A 19,698-nucleotide genomic window follows, 5' to 3' on the forward strand; every position below is an offset into this window, starting at 1 on the left:
TTATGTTGGGAGGAGAAAGCTATCGACTGAAGCAGAAAGTTACAAGCTAGACTATAAAGGGTGGGTCAATTTTATTGGCCAAAGGTGGGTCAAAATAAATGGCCATTGACAGATGGTTAGCATTGGCGCCAGAGGCATACATCAGCATGTGTCCAAAATGCTTTATAGCGCGGTTTGCAAAGTGCCTAATGGTCTCCAAAGAAAACGCGAACCCCGTTGCCTCCAACGAAGTTTTTGTGAAGTTGTATTTGTTTGTGCTTTGATTTGTCCAACCGATGCCTAAGTTGCCCGTTTTTCTTTTGACGGATTCGATATCGGTATCAAAACCATTCTCAGAGAAGGCGGCTTCTCTCCAAGTTCGTTTTTTTCCTCTTGCTTCATAGTCTGTGTAATTCGAGTTTCTGAAGCTGAAAGCAATATAGTTCTCGTAACCCAAGTCTGTTAGTCGGACCACAAGAGGTATTGCGGTCGAGGTTTGGCCGAGAGCTACTTGACTATATGCCCAAAAAAAACGGCTGTGTATTTGGTAGGAGTTTTTCGCTTCATTCTCGTTTAATCGAGGTTGCGGGAGGCTCTGATAGTTTCTCGTTATTTGGATAGCCCAATTTCTGACGGTAGAAAAAGGAACATTTATTGAAAGGCTTATGACTAGGGCCATGGCGTGTTGGTTGGAGGCTGCCCAGTCGACACTCTTCCCTTTTTTTTCGCCAACGTTAGATAGCCGGCTCTCGTGAAATAGGTATTGGGTGTAATCTAAATAAAGTACTTTGGCAGAAGCAATTGAGTGCAGCTCCTCGCTGCGTCTATGCCCGTCAATCCATTCCAATACCACGCCGATTTGCATGACTTGTCGTCCTTGAAGCACTCCGGTTATGGCTTGTTTGACGACGTTGGTCATAAGCCTGCATCTTTTGGGACACAAGCTAGCAAGGTTTACCCTTCGCCCAAATACAGAAGACTTGTGAATTTGAGGGATTAAGCTCGCACGATCCAAATAGCAAAGTTTGGCTATGTTCGCTGTAGATTTTCCGTTGAGTCTGAGCAGAACTCGTTCGGGGTGGATGTTTTTAGGCGGTTTGTCTACTGAGTTGGCGATTAAATCATAAGTTTCCAAATCTACAAAGAGATCGCTAGTGTATTCATAATCTTGCTGCAAGGAGAGTTTTGGGGCCCAGCTTTCGATTTCAGGGGAGTCAATGCCAAGGCTTATGCTCAAGATATAGCTCATGCCGACTTGGTGGTTTGTGGCACTGTTTATTTTGAAGGTTTTGTTTGCAACGCACTTATCCAGGTGTGCGCTGAAGTCTTGATAAAGGCTTTTTGCTCGTTCCAAATCGTAAATGTCAGGATCTTTATTTGCCCTGTCGATCCAGTCAAAGGCAGTTTTCACCGAACGAGATTGGCTTAGCGTTGTCCGCCCGTTAAGCATGTCTCTGATCCAGTGCGAGACAATACGACATCTGCTGCGGGATAGGCTTGCTGGGTTCACGTATAGCTGCGCTTTCTGGCTTTTCCCGCTCCCTTGTTTTACAAGCGACGCGCGATCCAGATAACAAAAATTGAAAGCCTTAATGGTTTCGGAGGTCTTTTTGGTGAAGCGTATCTCAGTGTTTTGAGGAGGAGTTTCTTCGTCTTGATATAAATCCTTGCCGGCAAATAATACGACTGGTTCCACCTTTTTGAACTGTTCGAACCAAGGGTTAAAATATGAAGGGCAAACGACCGTTGCCCACTTTTTACTGTCGGTGCGTTTGATGCCAGTGGAATACTCAATGATCATTTGCAGAGCGTGTTGCAAGTTTCCAGCGGATATGGGCTTTAGCCCTTCATGCGAATTCGGATCTTCCTGTTTTTGATGGACTAACTGAATTAGGTGGGAGGTGTACTGTTCGTACAAGCGTCTCAGGGTTTTTTCACTGTATAAAAGGCTATTGAGGCTTTTCTGGTCAATCCAGTTCAATGCTTGGCCAATGTGCTGCGCGCGCCTTGGTTTGCATTCTCCACCCACTATCCCTTGGAGCCAGTTCGTTACCAACTCCACTCTTTGAAAGCACAGGGACTCTGGGTTAACAAGAAAGTCTCTCGTTTTTTCATGTGGTAGCTTTCCATTATTCAGAGATTGGCGCTCTAGGTAGCAGTATTGAAATATTGCAAAGGTCTCCAAATATGAATTTTGCCATCTCACAACTGTAGTTTCCGGGCTTTTGAGCTTCTCGTTGGTAGGCTCCAGAGGCACCAGAAGTTCCTGGGTTTTTATTGCTTTAAGCTGGCTCAGACTACTCATAGTGACTGTTGCCGACTGTTGATCTCTAGCCAGGCTGCGTAACTGTCTTCAGTGCAATCTACGTGCTCTCTGTTTGAGTCGTAGGACAGATAATCGTGCGTTGTGCCGGGATTGGCGTGGCCCATTCGGGCGGATAGATCAATTATAACCTTGCTCGGAGAATGCCCTTTATCGATGAAGTGTCTGACATAATTCATGCCATACGTTGCGCGGGTATCATGGAAGCGAAAGTATTTGAAGTCAGGGTGCTGTTTTCTGATCTTTTCTATGAGCCGATGTATCAGATTATTTAGAGCTCGTCCTCTTGCGATCGGGAAGTCGATGCGATTTTCCGATGCAACCCGGCTGCTAAAACTCGGGTCTTCTCGGTGTAAAATCTCAGCTCTGCTGGTGTAGTATGGCGTACCGTCTTGTGTGAGAAATATGTAGTTTCGATCTGAATCGCCGTAAAAGCTCTCATTACGGCGTTTCTTTGCGTCTGTGGAATTCGAATAATCAAGAAGCATTTGCGCCACGGGGCGGGGGATATGGAGAAGGTAATGTTTAAGGTTACCTTTGTTTTTTACATCGATTTCAGTTCCCGCACCAACTTTTAGTTTCAGCTCCTGGCCTGACTGTTTCTCCAGTAAATTTTTGATGTGGTGGATTCTGAGAGTGCAAACGGTCTGTTTTCGTGCCCCCGTAGTGCATGCAAAAAGAAACATCAGCTCAAATACTCGATTCCCATAGGCTTCAAGAGCGCCAGTAATTATTCGCTGTTCATCAGGGTTGAGAGGTCTTAGTTTGCCTCCATCATTTAGGTGTTCCGTGTCTGCGTCAGAGTCGCGTCTTGGGATTTTTATGGCCAAATCCGTTGTCAAAACTTCTTTGATTCTCATCAGGCCTGTGCGATTAACGTAGGGAATGCCTGCAACTCTCTCCTCGTATGGGGCGTTAGAGAGCTCAGAGGCATCGACAAGTCTTCCGTTAATCAAGCTTCTGTAAAAGCTAACGACTATACCCATGCGGGTTTTGGCGACCCCTAGTGAAATGGGAGGTGGTGTTTTCCGTATTTGCCTCATTAAATATCTGCGATATGCATAGGTTACTCGCTCATGAGGATCATCAGGGAATGTGAATTCGTTGATGTTGTTTCCCTCAGCCTGGTTATGCTCCAGCCATCGAAGAAAAGCTAACAAATGAACGGCATGGGTTTCGAAGGTCTCAACGGTGATTCTTTCAAATTTGGCTCTCTCCGATAACTCATGCATTAAGTAGAGGTTGCCAACATCCCAAGGTTCACCGTTTCCACGGAACAGCATAGGGAAGTTCCGAATAATCCCTTCTTCTCTTATTACAGATAGTGAATAGGGGGCTTGGAATCGATACGGAGAAAATATCGCCAAGTTTTCCGCCTCGTAATCGACTCTGCGTGGAATAAAAATTCGTATCTTCGAAAGGCGGGCTGATGAGTTGAGAGGTTCCTTAGAGAAATTCCCCGGCTTCATTGCTGGCTATCCATACAGTATTTATGTGCACAGGCTAATGCGTGTACAGTAGTGTGTCAACTCATTACGTGTACCGTAATACGCCAACGGGGTAATGAATTATCCGTCCGAAAACGGCGGGTACGGAATGGCATCAGTTCGGCCACAACCTCACCCCCCTTATGCCAGTCACCAAACGCGGAAATAAGAGCCAAGCGGACAGCCGCCTCACCCGGACTCTCACCGACAACCTGCCGAGCCCTCTTCTTTGGGGCACCCTTACCACCAGTTGTTGATCCCGGCCGCCGCTCCCGGGGAACCTTGGCCCCCGATGATTCAGCGAGGGCCCTTTCAATTTGGCGGGACGCCCATGATGAAATACCCGACTGCCCAAGCTCGCCACCCTTGGTTAATCGCTCCAAATCAGCCTTATTGGTAACCCGCATAATGAAAACCTTTGCAGAGCTCTATCATGTTTCGCAGAGGATATTATAACTCGTATTATTTGACCATAGTACGCCTATGGCGTACCATTGCGTTAAAGCAACTACGAGGCATAACCATGTTGAAATCAGAATGCACAGCAAAACCGACCTGGAAGCAGATCACCGACCCAATGCTTGGGATGATCATTGCATTGATGGTGATGATCACAAACAGCCCAACCGCCAGCGCGAACGGAGACTTTACGATCAGCGGGAAAGGAACCGTTACACAGGTGATTGATGGAGACACAGCGAGAATCGCGCCGCACTCCATGGAATTGCTGTACGCACTGAAAGCGCAGGCACAAAGAGCCCAAGATGATTATCAACGCAAACTGGACATAGACCGGATCTACAACACAAACGCCCGAACACCCACCATCCTGGTCAGGCTAACCAACATCGATACGGCAGAATCCGTACACCCTGACGCCACCCGAAACTCAGCAGCCGGAATCAAAGCATCCGAGTACGCAAAAGGGAAATTTGAAGGGAAAAACGCTCTACTGACCTGCCACACCATTGGCTACTACGGCAGACCAATATGCAACATCATCACTGCCGACGGCGATTGGGGCGATATTATGATCAGAGCGGGATTTACAAAATATGTGACCAAATACGGCCGACACCACGACAGAAAATGGCACGAAGCTTACCGAAGGGCCGAGACTGAAACGTTTAACTGAGCTCACCTATCCCGGAAGCCGCTTAATCAGCGGCTTCCCTCTTTCCACTACAGCAAAGACCCCCTGCTCCACCAGAAAGCCTACGAAGGTCTGCCCGGCCCCCAGCCACTGCCATCCATCCAGCTCACTGGCCTTCCAGCCCTCAACTTTCGCATACGAGGTTAAAGATACCTCTTTTGCCCCAAGCAAACCCGCCCACTCCCGGGCCAAATCACGCTCGATGTAACCAAGCCAGTGAACAATCTCATCCGGAGCAATTTCGAGCACCGTTCCATCCCGGAGCGGACCCAGATCCCTATACGCCATATTCATCCGGAACCGAAGGTACACGCTTAGCCGGCCTCCGCAACAACCCACCACCCATCAACAACATCAGCACCATACCTTTTGCGCCACTCATTGAGAACACGATGGTTTCCACCCCGCGTTTTTACAACTTCGCCGGTATGCGGATTGGTGTATTTCCTGGTTTGACGGCGCCCACCAGGAACCTTCGAACCAACGGGCTTGCTTGCCAGTTTCTCCTGGGCAGAAGATGACGCGCCTTGCTCTGGACCCTTGGCTACCCCACTATCAACAGTCGGCTTTTTCGGAGATCGAGTTGATATCGTTACCTTCTTAGCTGGAACCAATGAACCGCCCGTGGCCGAGGGTGGCTCAGTTTTCGACTTGGCTCCACGATTACCGCGCTGACGGACTGCACTCTTGTTTCCGCCCTGCTTACCCGATCGATCACCCTGGTTTATGCTCTCGGCCTGACCAACATCAGCACGCCCGCCAGGCGAAGCTTTAGCCTCCAACCCATCACCCTCGTAACCATAGGGCTTGGCCAGATCGAACAACGTGCAGAGAGCTTCCAATAGCTGCTCCGGAGTAAGCTCGTAGTCCGCCAGCAAGGCATCAATTTCATGCTTTATGCGCATGGCGGCCTCAATTGTCCGGTTTGACTTTAATTGCTCCAGCTCTTCTGAGATGCGCCGGAGCTCACGCTGTTTCTCCAAGTAAAGAGCCAAAGGCCCCATTTCTTCTGAGGGAACCATAAGAAACCTCTTAGTAAACAAAAACCCTGGGGGAAAACCATCTGGGCACAATAATACTACCTATTACGACAAAGACCAGAGCGCCAACCATAGGCCGCATCGAAGCAACCTCCGACAAGAAATACAAATCGTCACAATAATTCATTCTGTACTACCCCTTATGACTTGCAAGAAGGTAGCAACATAGGCATACTAAAACCATACCGATACCGACCACACCTCCGGAGAGGCAAAGCCATGAATTACTCCAAGACCAACAAGCAACACCGCGCAGCAACACTAGGCGTTAGCATTTTGACCGCTCTTACCCTGACCGCCTGCGGCGGCGGTGGTGGCGGCAGCAGCTCCCCCGAAAAGCCCAAGGCCCCAGCTATCACCGACAAGCCGCTTTCCCTGACAGTAGGCGAAAGCCAGACCGTTTCCCGGGAGCTTGACGGCAACATCGATACCGCCAGCCTGACAACCATTATCGAGAACCCGGCTATTGAGGTGGACGCCAACGGCAAAACCCTCTCCATCACCATTGGCGAACTTCAAAACGATGGGAATGCCCGCTTTACCGTCCAGACAAGCGCTAACAGCAAGTACACGGTAAGCATCAATGCCACCAACACCAGTGCAGCCGCATTGATTGATCAGGCGAACACCCTGACTGATTCTGCGGCGCCGAACCTCATGCTGGCGGACGAACTGAGGCTGCAAAGTATTCTCGCGGAACTGGAATATCTGGCCAAAGAGGTTTCCGAAACCCAGAAAGCACAAAGTGTTGACCAGGCCCTTGCTACCGCCACCGCAGTTGCACAAACCACGCAGCCTCAGATTGACGCCCTGACGCAAGCGGTAGCGGACTATGGCACCAGCCAGATCACTGAAGCGAACCTTGAGCAGCAGTTACTGATGACTCAATCGGTAGTACAGGCTTATGGCAATGCAGGTGAGCAAATCCTGTCAGCACACGCCAGCACTCTTACCACGATGGGGCTGGCACTTCCTGCAAACCTCGAAGACACATACCCGCTCACCTATGACGCGGATCTTGAACGGTACACACGGTTTACTCACGCAGACTTTGGGACGTTGAACGGCGACAGCTTTGATTTCAACGCCACTTATGACTTCTTCAACACCGTTTTCCCTTACGCCAAGTAACCGGCCAGCAGATACAGGAGATCACCCATGAAAGCGATCAAAACAACCGTCTCAGTTTCCTTGCTGGCCAGTGCGATTGCCGCAGGAACCGCCCTCTTTACTGCCCCGGCTGTTGCCAATGGTCTGGTAGATATGAGCATCCACGAAATCAATGGCAAGGTGCACCTGATCGTCAAGCGACAGCTTGTTGATGGCACCACCAAGTACGACCGCGTTACCGTACCGGCCAGCGAAGCAGACAAGCGCGAAGCCGAACTGCTCCAGGACCCTAACGTGCTTCTGGTTGAGCGTGATGTGGTCACCTACAACCCGGTACCGCTGACCAAAGCCCCCGTGTCCCGCATTCAGTCCCTGAGCATCACGAAAGCCTCCGAGGGCGCAGCTACTTACGCTGACCCGCTGTTCAACCAGCAGGATTACTTCACCCCGGGTCACGAATACAACAGCCGCCTGAGCGAAGCCCACCAGCGACTCGACTTCACCAACACCATCCGGATTGGCATTGTTGATGGCGGCTTTGTCCGCTCAGCAGATGTAAATTACGTGGAAGGCGTATCACTCGCCAACGGTCGCGGCCCCGAGTTCTATAACTCCGACGCCAATATCGAGTGTCCGTTCCTGCAGCCGGGCGAGGATATGAGTATCCACGGCCATTTTGTAGCTCAGGTAGCGGGTGCAACTTCCGATAATGGCCTCGGCATCGCCGGCGCGTCTCCGAACGTCGAACTGGTTGCGGCCCGCTCCATGAACTGCACCAACACCGGTATTCTGTCAGATAACGCCGAGAGCGTTCGCTGGCTGGCGCAAGACCTGACCATCACCGATCTGCCTGCCATCAGTGAGCCGGTCGATGTGATCAACATGTCTCTGGCGGCACAGACCAGCTGCCCGAGCTACATGCAAGACGCCATCGACTTTGCAACCAGCAAAGGCATCAGCGTGGTTGTCGCGGCAGGCAACGACTTTGCCGATAGCACCACCTACGCGCCCGCCAACTGCGACGGCGTGATCACCGTGGCCGCAACAACCGCCAACGGGTACCGCGCGGACTACACCAACGCTGGCGACAACATCACCATTTCCGCTCAAGGCTCTGCGATTCCCGCCCTTGACGAAAATGGCGCTCAAACCAGCATTTACGGAACCTCGTTTGCCTCTCCGCTGGTTGCGGGCATCATCGCCTCTGCCCTGTCTGAGCGTCCAGCCCTGAGCCCTTCGCTGATCGACAGCATTCTGACCAACGCGGGTAAGCCGGTACGCACCTTCAGCAATGAGCCAGTCCTTGATATGGGCGCTGGCATCCTTGACGCGATGCTGTTCCTGGATGGCGCTGGCGTGGCACGGGAAACCGTTACCGTTCAACCTGCCTTGTCTGGCGCCCGGGAGCAATTCACCGAAGCGCTGACGCACCCGGCCGCTGCACAGTACCTTCAGGCCCGCACCGGCGCTGCAGGAGTATGTGACATCGTGGAAGTGAATGGCGAAACACCAACAGGTACCGACTCCATTGCTGTATTCAGCGTTGCTCAAGGTGACCTGCTTAGCCCTCTGAGCACCACTGCAAACATTGTCCAGCGCACGGACACTATTGAGGCCATGGCCTTCACTGTGAACGAGCTGAGCGCAGAAGCCAGCGGTAACCGCCAGCTGGGCGTTGCTCACTGCGATCTGACCACCGGCACCAACTGTTCTGTGAAGGACACCATCAAGGCGCTGGACATTAGCAGCCTGCCAACTCCAACCGCCTGCATCTGAACCAGCAGCCGGGGCCTTCGCGCCCCGGCCACCTCCTGACAGGGAGCCGGACTATGACCACCACTACCCGCAATCACGTCGCACTCGCCCTTGTACTCGCTCCACTGATCAGCGCAACCCCAGCGTTGGGCCAGGAACACCCTCCAAGCGCTCAGGAAATGACCCAGCAAATCATTCAACGCTCATGCGAGAGCTACGGCCAGTCACTGGTGAGCGCCATACGAACCACAGCACACAACCTTTCCGACAGGGCTATGCTTGAGCGGAACCAGGTAACACTCAACCGGGTTGATCAGCAGAAAACCATCCGGAGCATTTTGGAAGGCATTATTGAAAGCGAACCAGACGCCGCCAGCCGCCAAATCATCACGAACGCAGCAAACGACTACCTCCGCTCCGGCAGAATAGAGTCTTTTGAACGTGGACTGACGGGACTCACAAGCGCTTGCATCAAGGCAAGAGCCAACCCGCAAGCATCGCCAAGCACCCCGCAAACGATCGAGGACGCGCCAGCGCCCAACAGGGAATGGCGATATCGTGACGACAACCAGGAACAGACACCAGAGCAACCCCGACGATCAACACTGCCATCCCGGGACAGCTATCTGTAATCGCCAGAGAGCGCGCCGCCAGAGGCAAGCGCGACAGCCCCGCGCGCCAAGTGCGGGGCACAAGAGAATCAGTATAGAAGCGCACATAGTGCGCCCTAAAGGCAAGGTCACAAACAATGAACGCAAGACGTAGCCGCGAGGACATTAATCGACGCACGTTACTGGCCATGGCAAGGGAACTCACCACCCACAACAGCATTGATTTTGAAAGCCTGTCCGACGAAGACCTTGAACAACTGGTAGACATTCATATCGCTGACGCCAGACCAACTACTGAACCGAAGGACGCAAACGAATGAAACAAGCCAACAACTCCACCCACAGATGGGCAGCATCGGCCGTAAAGCTTTCTGTGCTGGCAGCTACCTTGGCGGGATGCGCCACTGACGCAGGGACAGACCAAATGAAAGCAGGTCAGTGGCAACCGATTTCAGCAACCGTTACGAAGGATGTGTGGGCGGATAAGCCGAATGATCGAATGGTTCATCGGTTTATTGTGGCCGTATACCAGAAAGCCACCATCGATACCCTAAAAGAACTCGAGATTGATCACCAAAAGGTTGCCATCTCAAACCCGGGAAATCCGGTTATCACCGGAAACCCTGCCGATCTTAGCTACTCCAGCATTTTCCAGATTGCCGGTGAACAGTTCGGATGCCCAAGCCTACCATCCGATAAAACCCGCCTAACGGATCCCGAATGCACAGTAACGATTCGCCTGGGTGGAATGGATGTATCAGACAGCGCCTGGACACTCACGCCTGACGGTCATCATGCAATTCGGGTATCAACACCGAAGGCTACCAAGACGCTGGAAGACCAGTTTTACAAAGCGCTCAACAGACGACTGCCACAGTGGACCGCAGTTAAAACCGAATCGCAATCACGATAACGACCCACCAGGTCTAGCAGGAACCCCCAAATGACAGCGATAACACACTTGTCAAAAGTGACACTCCTGGAACTGCTTGCTCGAATGCAGGTGCGCAGAGTTCAGATCATTTCCTCCTGCACCCAGTCGAAAACCAGGCATCCAGAATCCCCCCTTACCTGGACGGATTTCGAAAAGGGATCCTCATGGGTTACCAAGCGTGAAGCCGAAATTGAGACGATTTCAGCCCGCAACCTCTATTGCGGCCGCCAGCATAAACGCGTCTGCGAGATCATCGCTGAGAATCCGAGCATTCAATTTGACTTCAAGATTGTCTCAGCTGGTTACGGGCTGATTGATGCCGACCAACCAATAGCATCCTATGACGCAACATTCAGTGGGTTACCAAAAGCGGAGATCGCGCGGCGTTCCATTATCCTGGGGCTACCACAAGCGTTCAGGAATGCCGTGGAGCGTACTGACGCGGATCTCACCCTGGTATTGCTCGGACAGGACTACCTCGATGCCTGCGCCGTTTCAACGCCACTATTGGCCCCCTGTCCCACGCTACTCGTAGGCAACGCTGCCTGCAGATTAAGGATTGACGGATGCAATCTGTTTCAGATTCCCGTTGAGGAAGCCGACTGCCAATCACTGGGGGCGGGCCAGGTGTGGGTAAAAGCTGAGATCGCAAACCAGATAATCAGGGCCATTGCGGCTTAATCACTGCAGGTAACCGGTATGCCCATCCCAACAGAAGTAAGCGATCTATTAGCAGAGCGACGATTCGGGATCACATTCCCGTGTGCGTCAGGATGCCAGATGCGTTTCATCCATGAACGTAAGGATTACGGGCAGTTTTACTCATACGCGAAGCACGGCGGAGTGCGAAAGGCCGTGCTACAAGCCATCAAGGATAATCAGGCGCTTTGCGCACGATACCGACGCCGAATAAGCAACGGCCGCCCCTCTTTTCGGGTTAACGAAACGAACCGAAGCAACACAGGGGTCAATGGTGTAACGGGCAGCAGCTACTTCGACTCACGCCGCCAAAAAACGTACTTCCGGTACCAGGCGAGATGGCAGGATAGCAAAGGGAAGGCTCGCATCCGGAGCTTTATGCTTGTAGAACCATCCACCGCAGACCAAAAGCTTCATACACTGCGAACGGCCATACATTTCAGGAAACAATGGGAACAGGACCTCGACCAATTCCAGCCGCAGCGGTACCAGCTGTGGAAATCGCGCCGCCTATACGAAGCTGGCCACCCCTTACTTCCTGATGACTTCTGGCAGATCTAAAAAACCTCAAGATCTGCCGCGCCTAGCTCCAGGCCCCCGTTTCATATCAGCTACCCGCTTTCCAACCACTTTCTGGACGGCCGCTTTGTGCTCGTCAACCGTCGAAATGGCTTGGATATCAACGCCAACCTCTTTGAATAGCGGACGATAGACATCCCGCCCAACCTGGGAATAAATGACCTTCCCACCCTGATCTACGGAGTACCAGACATTTGACAGGTCAACTGAGGAAAACAGCGAGGAACGATCCAGAAGTTCAGACATAGCAAATACGCATAACACAGGGAATGAAGGCAGAGATACTACCGCAACAGAACTCGCGATGGCGGCACGATCCGCCATACGCGGCCCAACACCACCCACTCCCTAGATTGACTCCCAGCTATTTACGAGAGTTACCCAAATCAGCAATCTTGCCACTCAGATCGCTGTTTTTGCGCTCCAAAACCTCAATCGCTTTCCTCAGATCAAGCACCTCTGACCGACGCTGCTCCAAATCCGGCTTCAGAAGATCAAGTTCTTCGTTAAGACTTTGATTCAGCTTCCGCAATTCCACATTATCATCCTCAGACTCCAGTAGCTGCTGACGCAGGCGCTCAAGATCGTCGGTTAACCTGTCAGCCTGCTTGGTCAACTGAGCAATGCGAGTGCGCTCCAACGATAGATCGGCCTGGTGGGCTTCTTTGGCCTCCCGGAGCTGCTGCTTCATTTCCGTTACCTGGTCGCGAGCATCAGCAACCTGCATGGTCCAGTAATCGGTGAGGCGATTCTGCTTTTCCTCGGATTCTCGTGCGCTTTTCTTTAGCGCCTCAATTGTCTCCTTGAACGCAGCCCGCTCGGCCACCCAATCCTGCTGAGCAAGATCATACCGACGATCGGCTGCTTTACGTTCAGTAGCAAGCCGCTCATTCAGAGTATCCTTGTCCGCCCTAAGAGCGTCGATAATGGCCTTTTGCCCCAGATTAGTAGACTCGGCTTCCCGGAGTGCTTTATTCGCATCAGCTTTCTCCTGGTAAGCCAACCGAAGCTCCTGCTTCAGAGTTGCGATAGATTCCTTCTGCTCCGCAATGACCGCCTCTTGATTTCTGGCAGACAACTCCAAATCGGATATTCGACTCTCATAGCCCGCCTCATGCTCCTGATACGACTTCCCGGCGTGCAAAATGGCCTGAGACCACAGGTCTTCAAATACCGGGATCAAAGCCTCAGGAAGTGCCGAGGGCAGCATCGACAATCCAGCTCGCTCAAACTGCTCAAGAAACGTCTGACGATGCTTGTGGATGGTGCTCCGGGACCCAATGCGGCCAAGGTCATCATAGATTGCATCTATACTCGGGTGCTTCCCCTTGCTAATGATTCGGACGCACGAACGAGCCACATCATCGTATTGGACTTTTGGAGGTCTCGGCATCTCAGACTACCCTTGTGATCGACATTGATTTACCAATTCAGTGTATCGGGCCCGCCTTGTGGCAGGGATATCCAGGTCATAGATGCGCACCAACCTGACGAACCGCGCAATGTACCCACACTGCCCGGCCGGGGGAAGCCAGTCGACAATATCCCGCGCCCCCTTCTATTAAGGCTTGCCTCTACGATCAGAATATTCCTGGGATCATTGGCAAACTCCCGGCGACGATCATCCGTCCACGTGCGCGCACCGTGCTCCCAGGCGAACCGAAGAGGCACAACATGATCAGCCTCAACCTGAGACACATCCATGAGAGCGTTACCCGTGAACGGAGAAATCCATCGACCACGAACTACGCGTCTTTGCTTGTCAGTAGCATACTGAACCGCAACCGTAGACTGATCGATCAAAGCCTCTGTCCTGGCGTCTTTGCCATCACGATCAAAGTCCAACCAGCCGTGACCGAAAGCGGATCTCCGATATTCTCCGCCACCACCCTCCGATACCAGGACCCGGTTTGCCGAAACGCCCTCCGGCAGACGCCCCCCACTTCTGAGGCACTCAGAAATAGATGGATAACCGGTATAGCTCTTAATCCTGCTGTAATACGGGCTGTGCTCGGGATGGCACAGCCCGCTTGAGGTTCGCTTTATATCGCCGGCATACGCCAACCCCGACAGCACAAACAGAACAAGAACCCGGAACCATGGACGCCAGCGCTGCCCCACTCGAACGACCATCCCCTACCCCTTATAACGATCACGAGAGGTAAGCCTGGTCACATGAGCACGATCTCCACCGAAATCGTAGGTCTGCGTTAAGAACGCTAGAATCGAATCAAGCGCCGTCTCTCGAACCTCTGTGTGCCAGACGCGATTATCGCCATCCCATTGAAAACCATGAAACTTCAACGTGTCTTTGACGTGGAATGGGCTACCGATAGCATCAATACGAACGTTACTAGCCGCCTCAGCCTCCAAAAGAGCGCGCGAAGCCCTTGGAACCTGAGACATTAAAAATGCCGTGGCTATCGCATCAATTGACGCTCTATGGCCCTCATAGAAGTAGCCCAGCCGATACAACAGATATTCCAGCTTGGTAGACTCAAACCCATATTCTTGCCAGGGAATATCCTTCATCGAGCAGGCCCAGCGCAGCTGATCCAGCATGGGGAACCTGGACTCAAAGAAGGGACGATCAAATGAGGCATTATGAGCAACCACGATGGGATCATCTGTAAACCATTCCCGAACCTGAACACCATCAATCGTCCGCCCACTGACCATTTCATCGGTGATACCGGTAATCTGGGTGATGATCTCGGGCAAAGGGAATCCGGGATCCTCATAAAAGCTTACCGACGCAACCAGGCTAATCAGCTCACCAGTGATAGGGTCGACGTAACCTTTGGTCAGGCCAAGCTCAATGATTTTATCGTGCCCAGCCTGGAAGCCTGTGGTCTCACAATCAAGCCACACAACCGCCTGCAGGTTATCCACCTCTACCGGCACATTGATAATCGGAAAAGCCACGTCCGGTTTCGTCCAGGGAATCCTTCTCAGAAGCCTGAAATCCTCTGGTGCAGACTGGATCGCTGGAATCTCATCAATCGGGAACAATGCACAACTCCTATGTAAATATCGGTCTAAATCCGAGCGCGTGGGCTACCTGCCGGGCCAAGATCACCCTTCAAGCCTGCAAATGCCAACAACTGCTCGGAATCCCAGACTGTGAGCGCGCACCCCTTAGCTGCGCCAGTGTCGATCAGCACCGTATTCCCCCGCTTGCACGGCTCAGCCACAACATTGTGCCCAACAACGACAACATCAATCCCTGACACATTTGCCTCCGGCGCATCACGCTCAAAGTCGGCAATTCTACGATTCCAAATGTCGGCCTGGACATTGAACTCGCCCCACACTCCGGATGAACAGGCAGCGTGAACCACTCCAACCCTGCGACCACAAGCGGTCTCCAACTCTATGGCAACCGGGAGATTAGCCAGGTAGTCCGCGGCCATACTACGTAGCTCAGATTGATCTTCCGCAAGCACCCAGGAACCCCCATTCAAAAAGAGGTTCTCCCCTGCCCTGTCATCGTCCTCGTAGAACGCGCCAACAAAAAAATCCTCGTGATTGCCGAGAACAGCAAAGAACCAGGGCTCCCTTAAAAGATGGAGACATTCGCGTGAAGCAGGACCCCTATCAATTAAATCGCCAACACAGAAAACGCGATCGATATCAGGATTGAAATTGACCGCCTTCAACTGCGCTATCAGGTCGTCGTATTGCCCATGAATATCACCGACAAAAAGATCACGCCCGACATGGTTTGCTGGAAGGCGCATAAGGGAGTGGTTTCGACCACAGACTGAATCCACCTTAAACATAAACACCTCAAACGTATTACGTACGTATAGTATACCGTATTATTTAGTATGTTACCTCCACGGATACAACATAATCTATATTATGTTGATTCTACCCATGCGGCGCCGTAGAATTGAAAACTGCCGCGTGGAACAGTCTCACAGAACCCTCCCCTACCCTCGCGCCCGGCAATACTGATGCGCTAACAGGCCAGATGGGGCAAGCGTTCCAGTCAGTTCAGAAAAAGCGTGAAACACAGAGGCAAGAAATCGTGGAACATAACGGAAGAACCCCGAGCGACGGGGAAGGCAAAGCAATTCAAGCAACCCAGCCGACCACACCACCCTGGGGCGCGCCGTCTGGGTTTCGTACTATCCCCTCTCACAAGGGCCCGCTGTTTAACCCTGATCAAAAGGCCTTCAGAGCAACCACGGACGCCGAAGCGGTTGGAATCTGGCTTGCGGAACGAGCAGGTAGTAACAAGAACACTGCCGCAGCCTACCGGAAAGAGGTCGAGCGCCTGCTACTTTGGCTGGCGGACCAGGGAATGACTCTTTCCGATGCATCGAGGGAGGACTATGTTCGCTTCTCCGCATTCCTCTTAGATCCCCGGCCAGCCGAGCGATGGATAGGCAAGAAGCGCCTCCCCCGGAGCAACCCTGGCTGGAGACCCTTTCAGGCTCCGCTGAGCAATGGTTCGGCGAGGCAAGCGCTTACGATCTGCCGATCTTTAATCAGTTATCTGCACACAAATGGCTGGCTGCTGGCGAATACCATGCCCGAACCAAAGGTTCTAATAAGGCACACCGCCCTCCCCCGCCCCGAGCAGATTGCGCTCCGGCAAATCCCTGAATCTTTAATGGCGAAAATAGAAGAATTCCCGACAGCGTATTCAAAGCAAATCAAGCTCAATGAATACAACACTGAAAGCGAGGCAATTAGACTTCGGCGCGACTTTGAAAGGCGGCGACTGGAGCTTATTATCGCGCTGGCTGGCACCATGGGCGCACGATCGTCAGATTTACTGAATGCAATGACCTCAAACATCGTGCCGCAGCATGCGGCCGGGGCAACAAACTGGATCTGGCTACTCCCAAAAGGAAAGGGAAATAAAGACCGATCACTTCCTTTGCCAGACCAGGTAATGGAAAAAATTGTCCTGATGCGAGTCACTCTGGGGCTGACGCCCTACCCTTCCCACAACGAAGAGGCCTGCCCTTTAATCCCCAGCTCCGCGAACCTTCCACGGTCAGGAAACGTAGTCAGGATTGATAGACTCAAGCCTTTGTCGAGGTCCGGGCTCTACCGACTCATGGATCGATTTTTAAAGTCGCTGGCGGACGAACTAAGAGCGCAAGGCGACCATTCAGGCGCCCAGCTTCTAGTGAACGCATCCAGCCATTGGTTTCGGCATGTCGCCGGGAAACGAATTTTGGCGGCTAGCAATAACAACCTGACGATCGCAAGACGTTTACTTAATCACGCCAGCATACAGACGACATCCGATTACGTTGACGCAACAACGGATGAGCTGGCAGAAGCCCTGAAGGCTCAGAACAAAACCACTGGCGCCCCTGACTGAGCGTAGTTTTCTATAGAAAACTATATGGCCAGTCACAGGCGCACGTTTTAGTTTTCTATAGAAAACTGGGGGGCGAGACCGCTCTTCCACCCCACACCCTTTTGAATGGTCGTCGGTTTTCTATAGAAAACTCCAGCTAATGACAGTGCTAGCCGACCTCAACGCCCAGGCGAGTTTTCTATAGAAAACACCTTTTTCCGCCAAACATTGCCAACCCGAGTTTTCTATAGAAAACCAATCAGTGAACCAGCAATCGGAACGACGGGTGCCTCACTCTATATCTGCGCCAGGTTTTCTATAGAAAACCCGCCCCGCCACCCCCAACGCGAGGTGACCATGAGTTTTCTATAGAAAACAAAAAACCCGCCTCAATGGGCGGGTTTACGTAGAACTAATTGAACTATCGCTCGAAGCTATTTCTTCTTCTGGACCTGCTCCAAAGACAAACCCTTCTTCGCAAGATACTCAGTAATAGCATCCGTAATATCTTCAACGGAAGCGACAGCCAAGGCGCCCTCATGGAACGTCACCGCCACCTGGTTATCCTTCGCCTTAACGGTCAGCGTTTTACCCTTTTGACTTTGATAAACCGAGGACGCCGGACCTGAGGCCTTCCGGCTATCTTCACTAAGGCTTGCCACCGCCTTATCGATAATATCTGATGCTTTTTCAGGCTTAGCATTAAAGTCATCAGCAAATTCGACAATTCGATCAATCAGAGCCTCTTTTGCCGAGCCTTCAACCGCATCCAGTTTCGTAATCATATAGATCAAACTGGTTGAACCAAGCTTCGTCAGCGGCAAAGACTTCACCAAATCCTCTGGCATTCGCCTGGCTACCCTCAACAGATTACTGAGGTAGCTCTTGTTGATATCTAAGCCATCCGCCAATTGGGTTTGCGTTGTATAAACCCCGCCATCGAGAAGGCGAAGATAATTGGTGGCCCGGCCCCAGGCAGATGGCTCAGACCGGCCAGCGTTCTCCTGTTCCTGGATCACAGCACCCTTTACATCATCAACATCGATGACCAAAGCCCTGATGGACTGACCCAACGCAGTCGCAGCACTTAGCCGCTTAAAACCGGCGATGCCCTCATAGAGACAACCGTTCGAATCCGGCTCAGGAAGCGCTCGAACAAGAATGGGCTCAAGAACACCAGACGCCCGCACTGAAGCCAAAAGCTCCGAGTATTTTGGATCATGCTGAAGCTCATCAACCGTTCGGTCCTTGAACTTCCAGGTACGAATCAACTTTGAATCGATAACCCGATACTCACCGTCTTTGGAAACAGCAGAGGATGGGCTATGCTCAGATTGAACCGCAGGCGCCGAAGGCTTGGATGCAACCGCAGAAGGCGAGGGCGCGGATTTCGCGGATGGAAACGGCTTGTCGCCATCCTCTATTTCGTTTTGCGAAACCAGCGGCCCACGCTTCGACGATTTCTTCTTATCAGCAACATTTGCAAACATGCCGCGCGCTTTACTGTCAGACATCCTCACCCTCCATTTCCCAAACACGCTTGAGATCTTCAAAAATTTCACCATAGCATTGATCCAGAGTATCAATGGCTCGGTTGTAAGTTTCCCGCGCGCCGATCGGCTTCTCTAAGCAGTAGACCGTGGACAACTTGGTGGCCGCATTGGAAATTTCCTCACTATCCATGATCCGCCGTGTCAAAACGGCATCGCCATACATAGCCCTCGTTCGATTCTCCATTCGCTCATTGCCGGTCGTGTTTTTATGAGCGGTGAGAACAATCCGATGATACTTGAGAGGGAGTTCAGCAAGCTCTTGGTAGAACAGCTGGAGGCTGCCGGTGAACATTACATAGGAAGCCAAATCCAGCAGGGAAGGGCGCATAGGATTGATGAGCGCATTACCCGCCATCAAGGCGTTTAATGTCAGCATGCCCAGGGCAGGGGCGCAATCAATCAAAATTATGTCGTAATTGTCCTTTACCAGATCCAGCGCAGCCCGAACACGCTCATGCGGCGCAATCTGGAATTCACTATCCGACTGTTGCTGACTCGCCAACTTGAGATCCAAATCCTGCAGCGCAGAATTCGATGGAACCAGGTGGACATTATGAAAGTAGGTTTTTCTGATGCAGCCCGGGAAGAGCGACATATCTTCCAGTAACGCACTATTGGGCAGATCCTCATCTTCTAAGTGAGCATCTGGCACCAGAGCCGCAAGGATAGATGTGGCGGACGATTGCGGGTCAAGATCCCACACCAAAACCTTCAAACCTTGCATTGCAAAGTAATGAGCCGCGTGACAGACGAATGTCGTGTTACCAACACCACCCTTGAGCTTTGATGCTGCCATGATGATTGGCTCGCTTCCGGCCGGGCGCTGATACAACGTCCCCGCCTTTTTGCGCAGCTCGTTAATTCGCGCAAGAGTCCAGCGACCATGCCCAGCTTCATTCCGCGGGACATCCGGATCATTGTCGCGCAACCAACCCTCACTGCGACCAATCATCTTAGCCGCTCGCTTGGCGCCCCAGGTGCGAGGCAGACGACGCTGACCATCACCTACCTCCGTAAGAATGTCCGCCCGGATAGATTCGGACTCTTCCTTTCCCCGTACTACAAACTGATGAAAATATGCACTTGCGTTATCCGGCCCCAGCTGCTTCAAAGCCATGGCAACCTCCGTTGGTTAAATCTACTAATGTGGGT

18 protein-coding genes are annotated in these 19,698 nt (G+C 52.1%); 8 read left to right on the forward strand and 10 right to left on the reverse strand.

Annotation, left to right across the window (positions count from 1 at the left end):
- Nucleotides 1–46 precede the first annotated feature (46 nt).
- Both ARC85_RS15015 and ARC85_RS15020 read right to left on the reverse strand, forming a co-directional pair.
- Complete coding sequence (locus ARC85_RS15015; RefSeq protein ID WP_286715307.1) at nucleotides 47–2,284, reverse strand: hypothetical protein; 2,238 nt, start codon at nucleotides 2,282–2,284, stop codon at nucleotides 47–49.
- Nucleotides 2,281–3,771: a site-specific integrase gene (locus ARC85_RS15020; protein WP_286715309.1), complete on the reverse strand. Its 1,491-nt coding sequence runs from the start codon at nucleotides 3,769–3,771 to the stop codon at nucleotides 2,281–2,283. Before ARC85_RS15020 ends, ARC85_RS15015 begins: the two co-directional genes overlap by 4 nt.
- A 541-nt stretch (nucleotides 3,772–4,312) precedes the next feature.
- Between ARC85_RS15020 and ARC85_RS15025 the strand changes: the two genes are divergently transcribed.
- Nucleotides 4,313–4,924 (forward strand): thermonuclease family protein, encoded by a 612-nt coding sequence (locus tag ARC85_RS15025; RefSeq protein ID WP_041657254.1) that lies wholly within the window; start codon nucleotides 4,313–4,315, stop codon nucleotides 4,922–4,924.
- Nucleotides 4,925–4,930: 6 nt separating this feature from the next.
- Here ARC85_RS15025 and ARC85_RS15030 read toward each other — a convergent pair whose 3' ends face one another.
- Together ARC85_RS15030 and ARC85_RS15035 are read right to left on the reverse strand one after the other, a co-directional pair.
- Nucleotides 4,931–5,230, reverse strand: coding sequence for a hypothetical protein (locus ARC85_RS15030; RefSeq protein WP_041657256.1), 300 nt, complete (start codon nucleotides 5,228–5,230; stop codon nucleotides 4,931–4,933).
- A gap of 26 nt (nucleotides 5,231–5,256) precedes the next feature.
- Nucleotides 5,257–5,964, reverse strand: coding sequence for a DNA binding protein (locus tag ARC85_RS15035; RefSeq protein WP_286715311.1), 708 nt, complete (start codon nucleotides 5,962–5,964; stop codon nucleotides 5,257–5,259).
- 237 nt (nucleotides 5,965–6,201) lie between these two features.
- On the opposite strand from ARC85_RS15035, the gene ARC85_RS15040 reads away from it, so the two are divergent.
- The 6 genes from ARC85_RS15040 (at nucleotide 6,202) to ARC85_RS15065 (ending at nucleotide 11,073) form a co-directional block, all read left to right on the forward strand.
- A complete protein-coding gene (locus ARC85_RS15040; protein ID WP_011783338.1) occupies nucleotides 6,202–7,113 on the forward strand; it encodes a hypothetical protein in 912 nt (303 codons plus the stop codon).
- A gap of 27 nt (nucleotides 7,114–7,140) precedes the next feature.
- Nucleotides 7,141–8,868 (forward strand): S8 family serine peptidase, encoded by a 1,728-nt coding sequence (locus tag ARC85_RS15045; protein WP_286715314.1) that lies wholly within the window; start codon nucleotides 7,141–7,143, stop codon nucleotides 8,866–8,868.
- 53 nt (nucleotides 8,869–8,921) lie between these two features.
- A complete protein-coding gene (locus ARC85_RS15050; protein WP_011783336.1) occupies nucleotides 8,922–9,479 on the forward strand; it encodes a hypothetical protein in 558 nt (185 codons plus the stop codon).
- 116 nt (nucleotides 9,480–9,595) lie between these two features.
- Nucleotides 9,596–9,778, forward strand: a complete 183-nt coding sequence (locus ARC85_RS15055; RefSeq protein WP_286715315.1) for a hypothetical protein — start codon at nucleotides 9,596–9,598, stop codon at nucleotides 9,776–9,778.
- Nucleotides 9,775–10,371 carry a hypothetical protein gene (locus tag ARC85_RS15060; protein WP_286715317.1) on the forward strand — a complete coding sequence of 199 codons (597 nt, stop codon included), beginning with the start codon at nucleotides 9,775–9,777 and terminating at the stop codon, nucleotides 10,369–10,371. The genes ARC85_RS15055 and ARC85_RS15060 overlap by 4 nt, the downstream gene beginning before the upstream one ends.
- 30 nt (nucleotides 10,372–10,401) lie before the next feature.
- The gene (locus ARC85_RS15065; RefSeq protein ID WP_286715319.1) at nucleotides 10,402–11,073 is read left to right on the forward strand and encodes a DUF6884 domain-containing protein; all 672 of its coding nucleotides are present in this window, start codon (nucleotides 10,402–10,404) and stop codon (nucleotides 11,071–11,073) included.
- Nucleotides 11,074–12,034: 961 nt separating this feature from the next.
- Here ARC85_RS15065 and ARC85_RS15070 read toward each other — a convergent pair.
- The 4 genes from ARC85_RS15070 to ARC85_RS15085 are packed head-to-tail and all read right to left on the reverse strand — an operon-like array spanning nucleotide 12,035 to nucleotide 15,452.
- The gene (locus ARC85_RS15070; protein WP_286715321.1) at nucleotides 12,035–13,063 is read right to left on the reverse strand and encodes a DNA-binding protein; all 1,029 of its coding nucleotides are present in this window, start codon (nucleotides 13,061–13,063) and stop codon (nucleotides 12,035–12,037) included.
- A gap of 29 nt (nucleotides 13,064–13,092) precedes the next feature.
- The gene (locus tag ARC85_RS19665; protein WP_353744308.1) at nucleotides 13,093–13,803 is read right to left on the reverse strand and encodes a GmrSD restriction endonuclease domain-containing protein; all 711 of its coding nucleotides are present in this window, start codon (nucleotides 13,801–13,803) and stop codon (nucleotides 13,093–13,095) included.
- Nucleotides 13,804–13,806: 3 nt separating this feature from the next.
- Nucleotides 13,807–14,682, reverse strand: a complete 876-nt coding sequence (locus ARC85_RS15080) for a 3'-5' exonuclease (protein WP_011783329.1) — start codon at nucleotides 14,680–14,682, stop codon at nucleotides 13,807–13,809.
- Nucleotides 14,683–14,708: 26 nt separating this feature from the next.
- On the reverse strand, nucleotides 14,709–15,452 hold the full coding sequence (locus ARC85_RS15085) for a metallophosphoesterase (protein WP_286715323.1): 744 nt from the start codon (nucleotides 15,450–15,452) through the stop codon (nucleotides 14,709–14,711).
- Between the two features lie 113 nt (nucleotides 15,453–15,565).
- Between ARC85_RS15085 and ARC85_RS15090 the strand changes: the two genes are divergently transcribed.
- Nucleotides 15,566–17,014, forward strand: a complete 1,449-nt coding sequence (locus tag ARC85_RS15090) for a tyrosine-type recombinase/integrase (RefSeq protein ID WP_286715325.1) — start codon at nucleotides 15,566–15,568, stop codon at nucleotides 17,012–17,014.
- A 413-nt stretch (nucleotides 17,015–17,427) separates the two neighbouring features.
- On the opposite strand, the gene ARC85_RS15095 is transcribed toward ARC85_RS15090, so the two are convergent.
- Nucleotides 17,428–18,507 (reverse strand): ParB/RepB/Spo0J family partition protein, encoded by a 1,080-nt coding sequence (locus ARC85_RS15095; protein ID WP_286715326.1) that lies wholly within the window; start codon nucleotides 18,505–18,507, stop codon nucleotides 17,428–17,430.
- Nucleotides 18,500–19,663 carry an AAA family ATPase gene (locus tag ARC85_RS15100; protein WP_011783325.1) on the reverse strand — a complete coding sequence of 388 codons (1,164 nt, stop codon included), beginning with the start codon at nucleotides 19,661–19,663 and terminating at the stop codon, nucleotides 18,500–18,502. The genes ARC85_RS15095 and ARC85_RS15100 overlap by 8 nt, the downstream gene beginning before the upstream one ends.
- Nucleotides 19,664–19,698 lie beyond the last annotated feature (35 nt).

The organism is Marinobacter sp. tcs-11 (assembly GCF_002049515.1).
Lineage (GTDB): Bacteria > Pseudomonadota > Gammaproteobacteria > Pseudomonadales > Oleiphilaceae > Marinobacter > Marinobacter nauticus.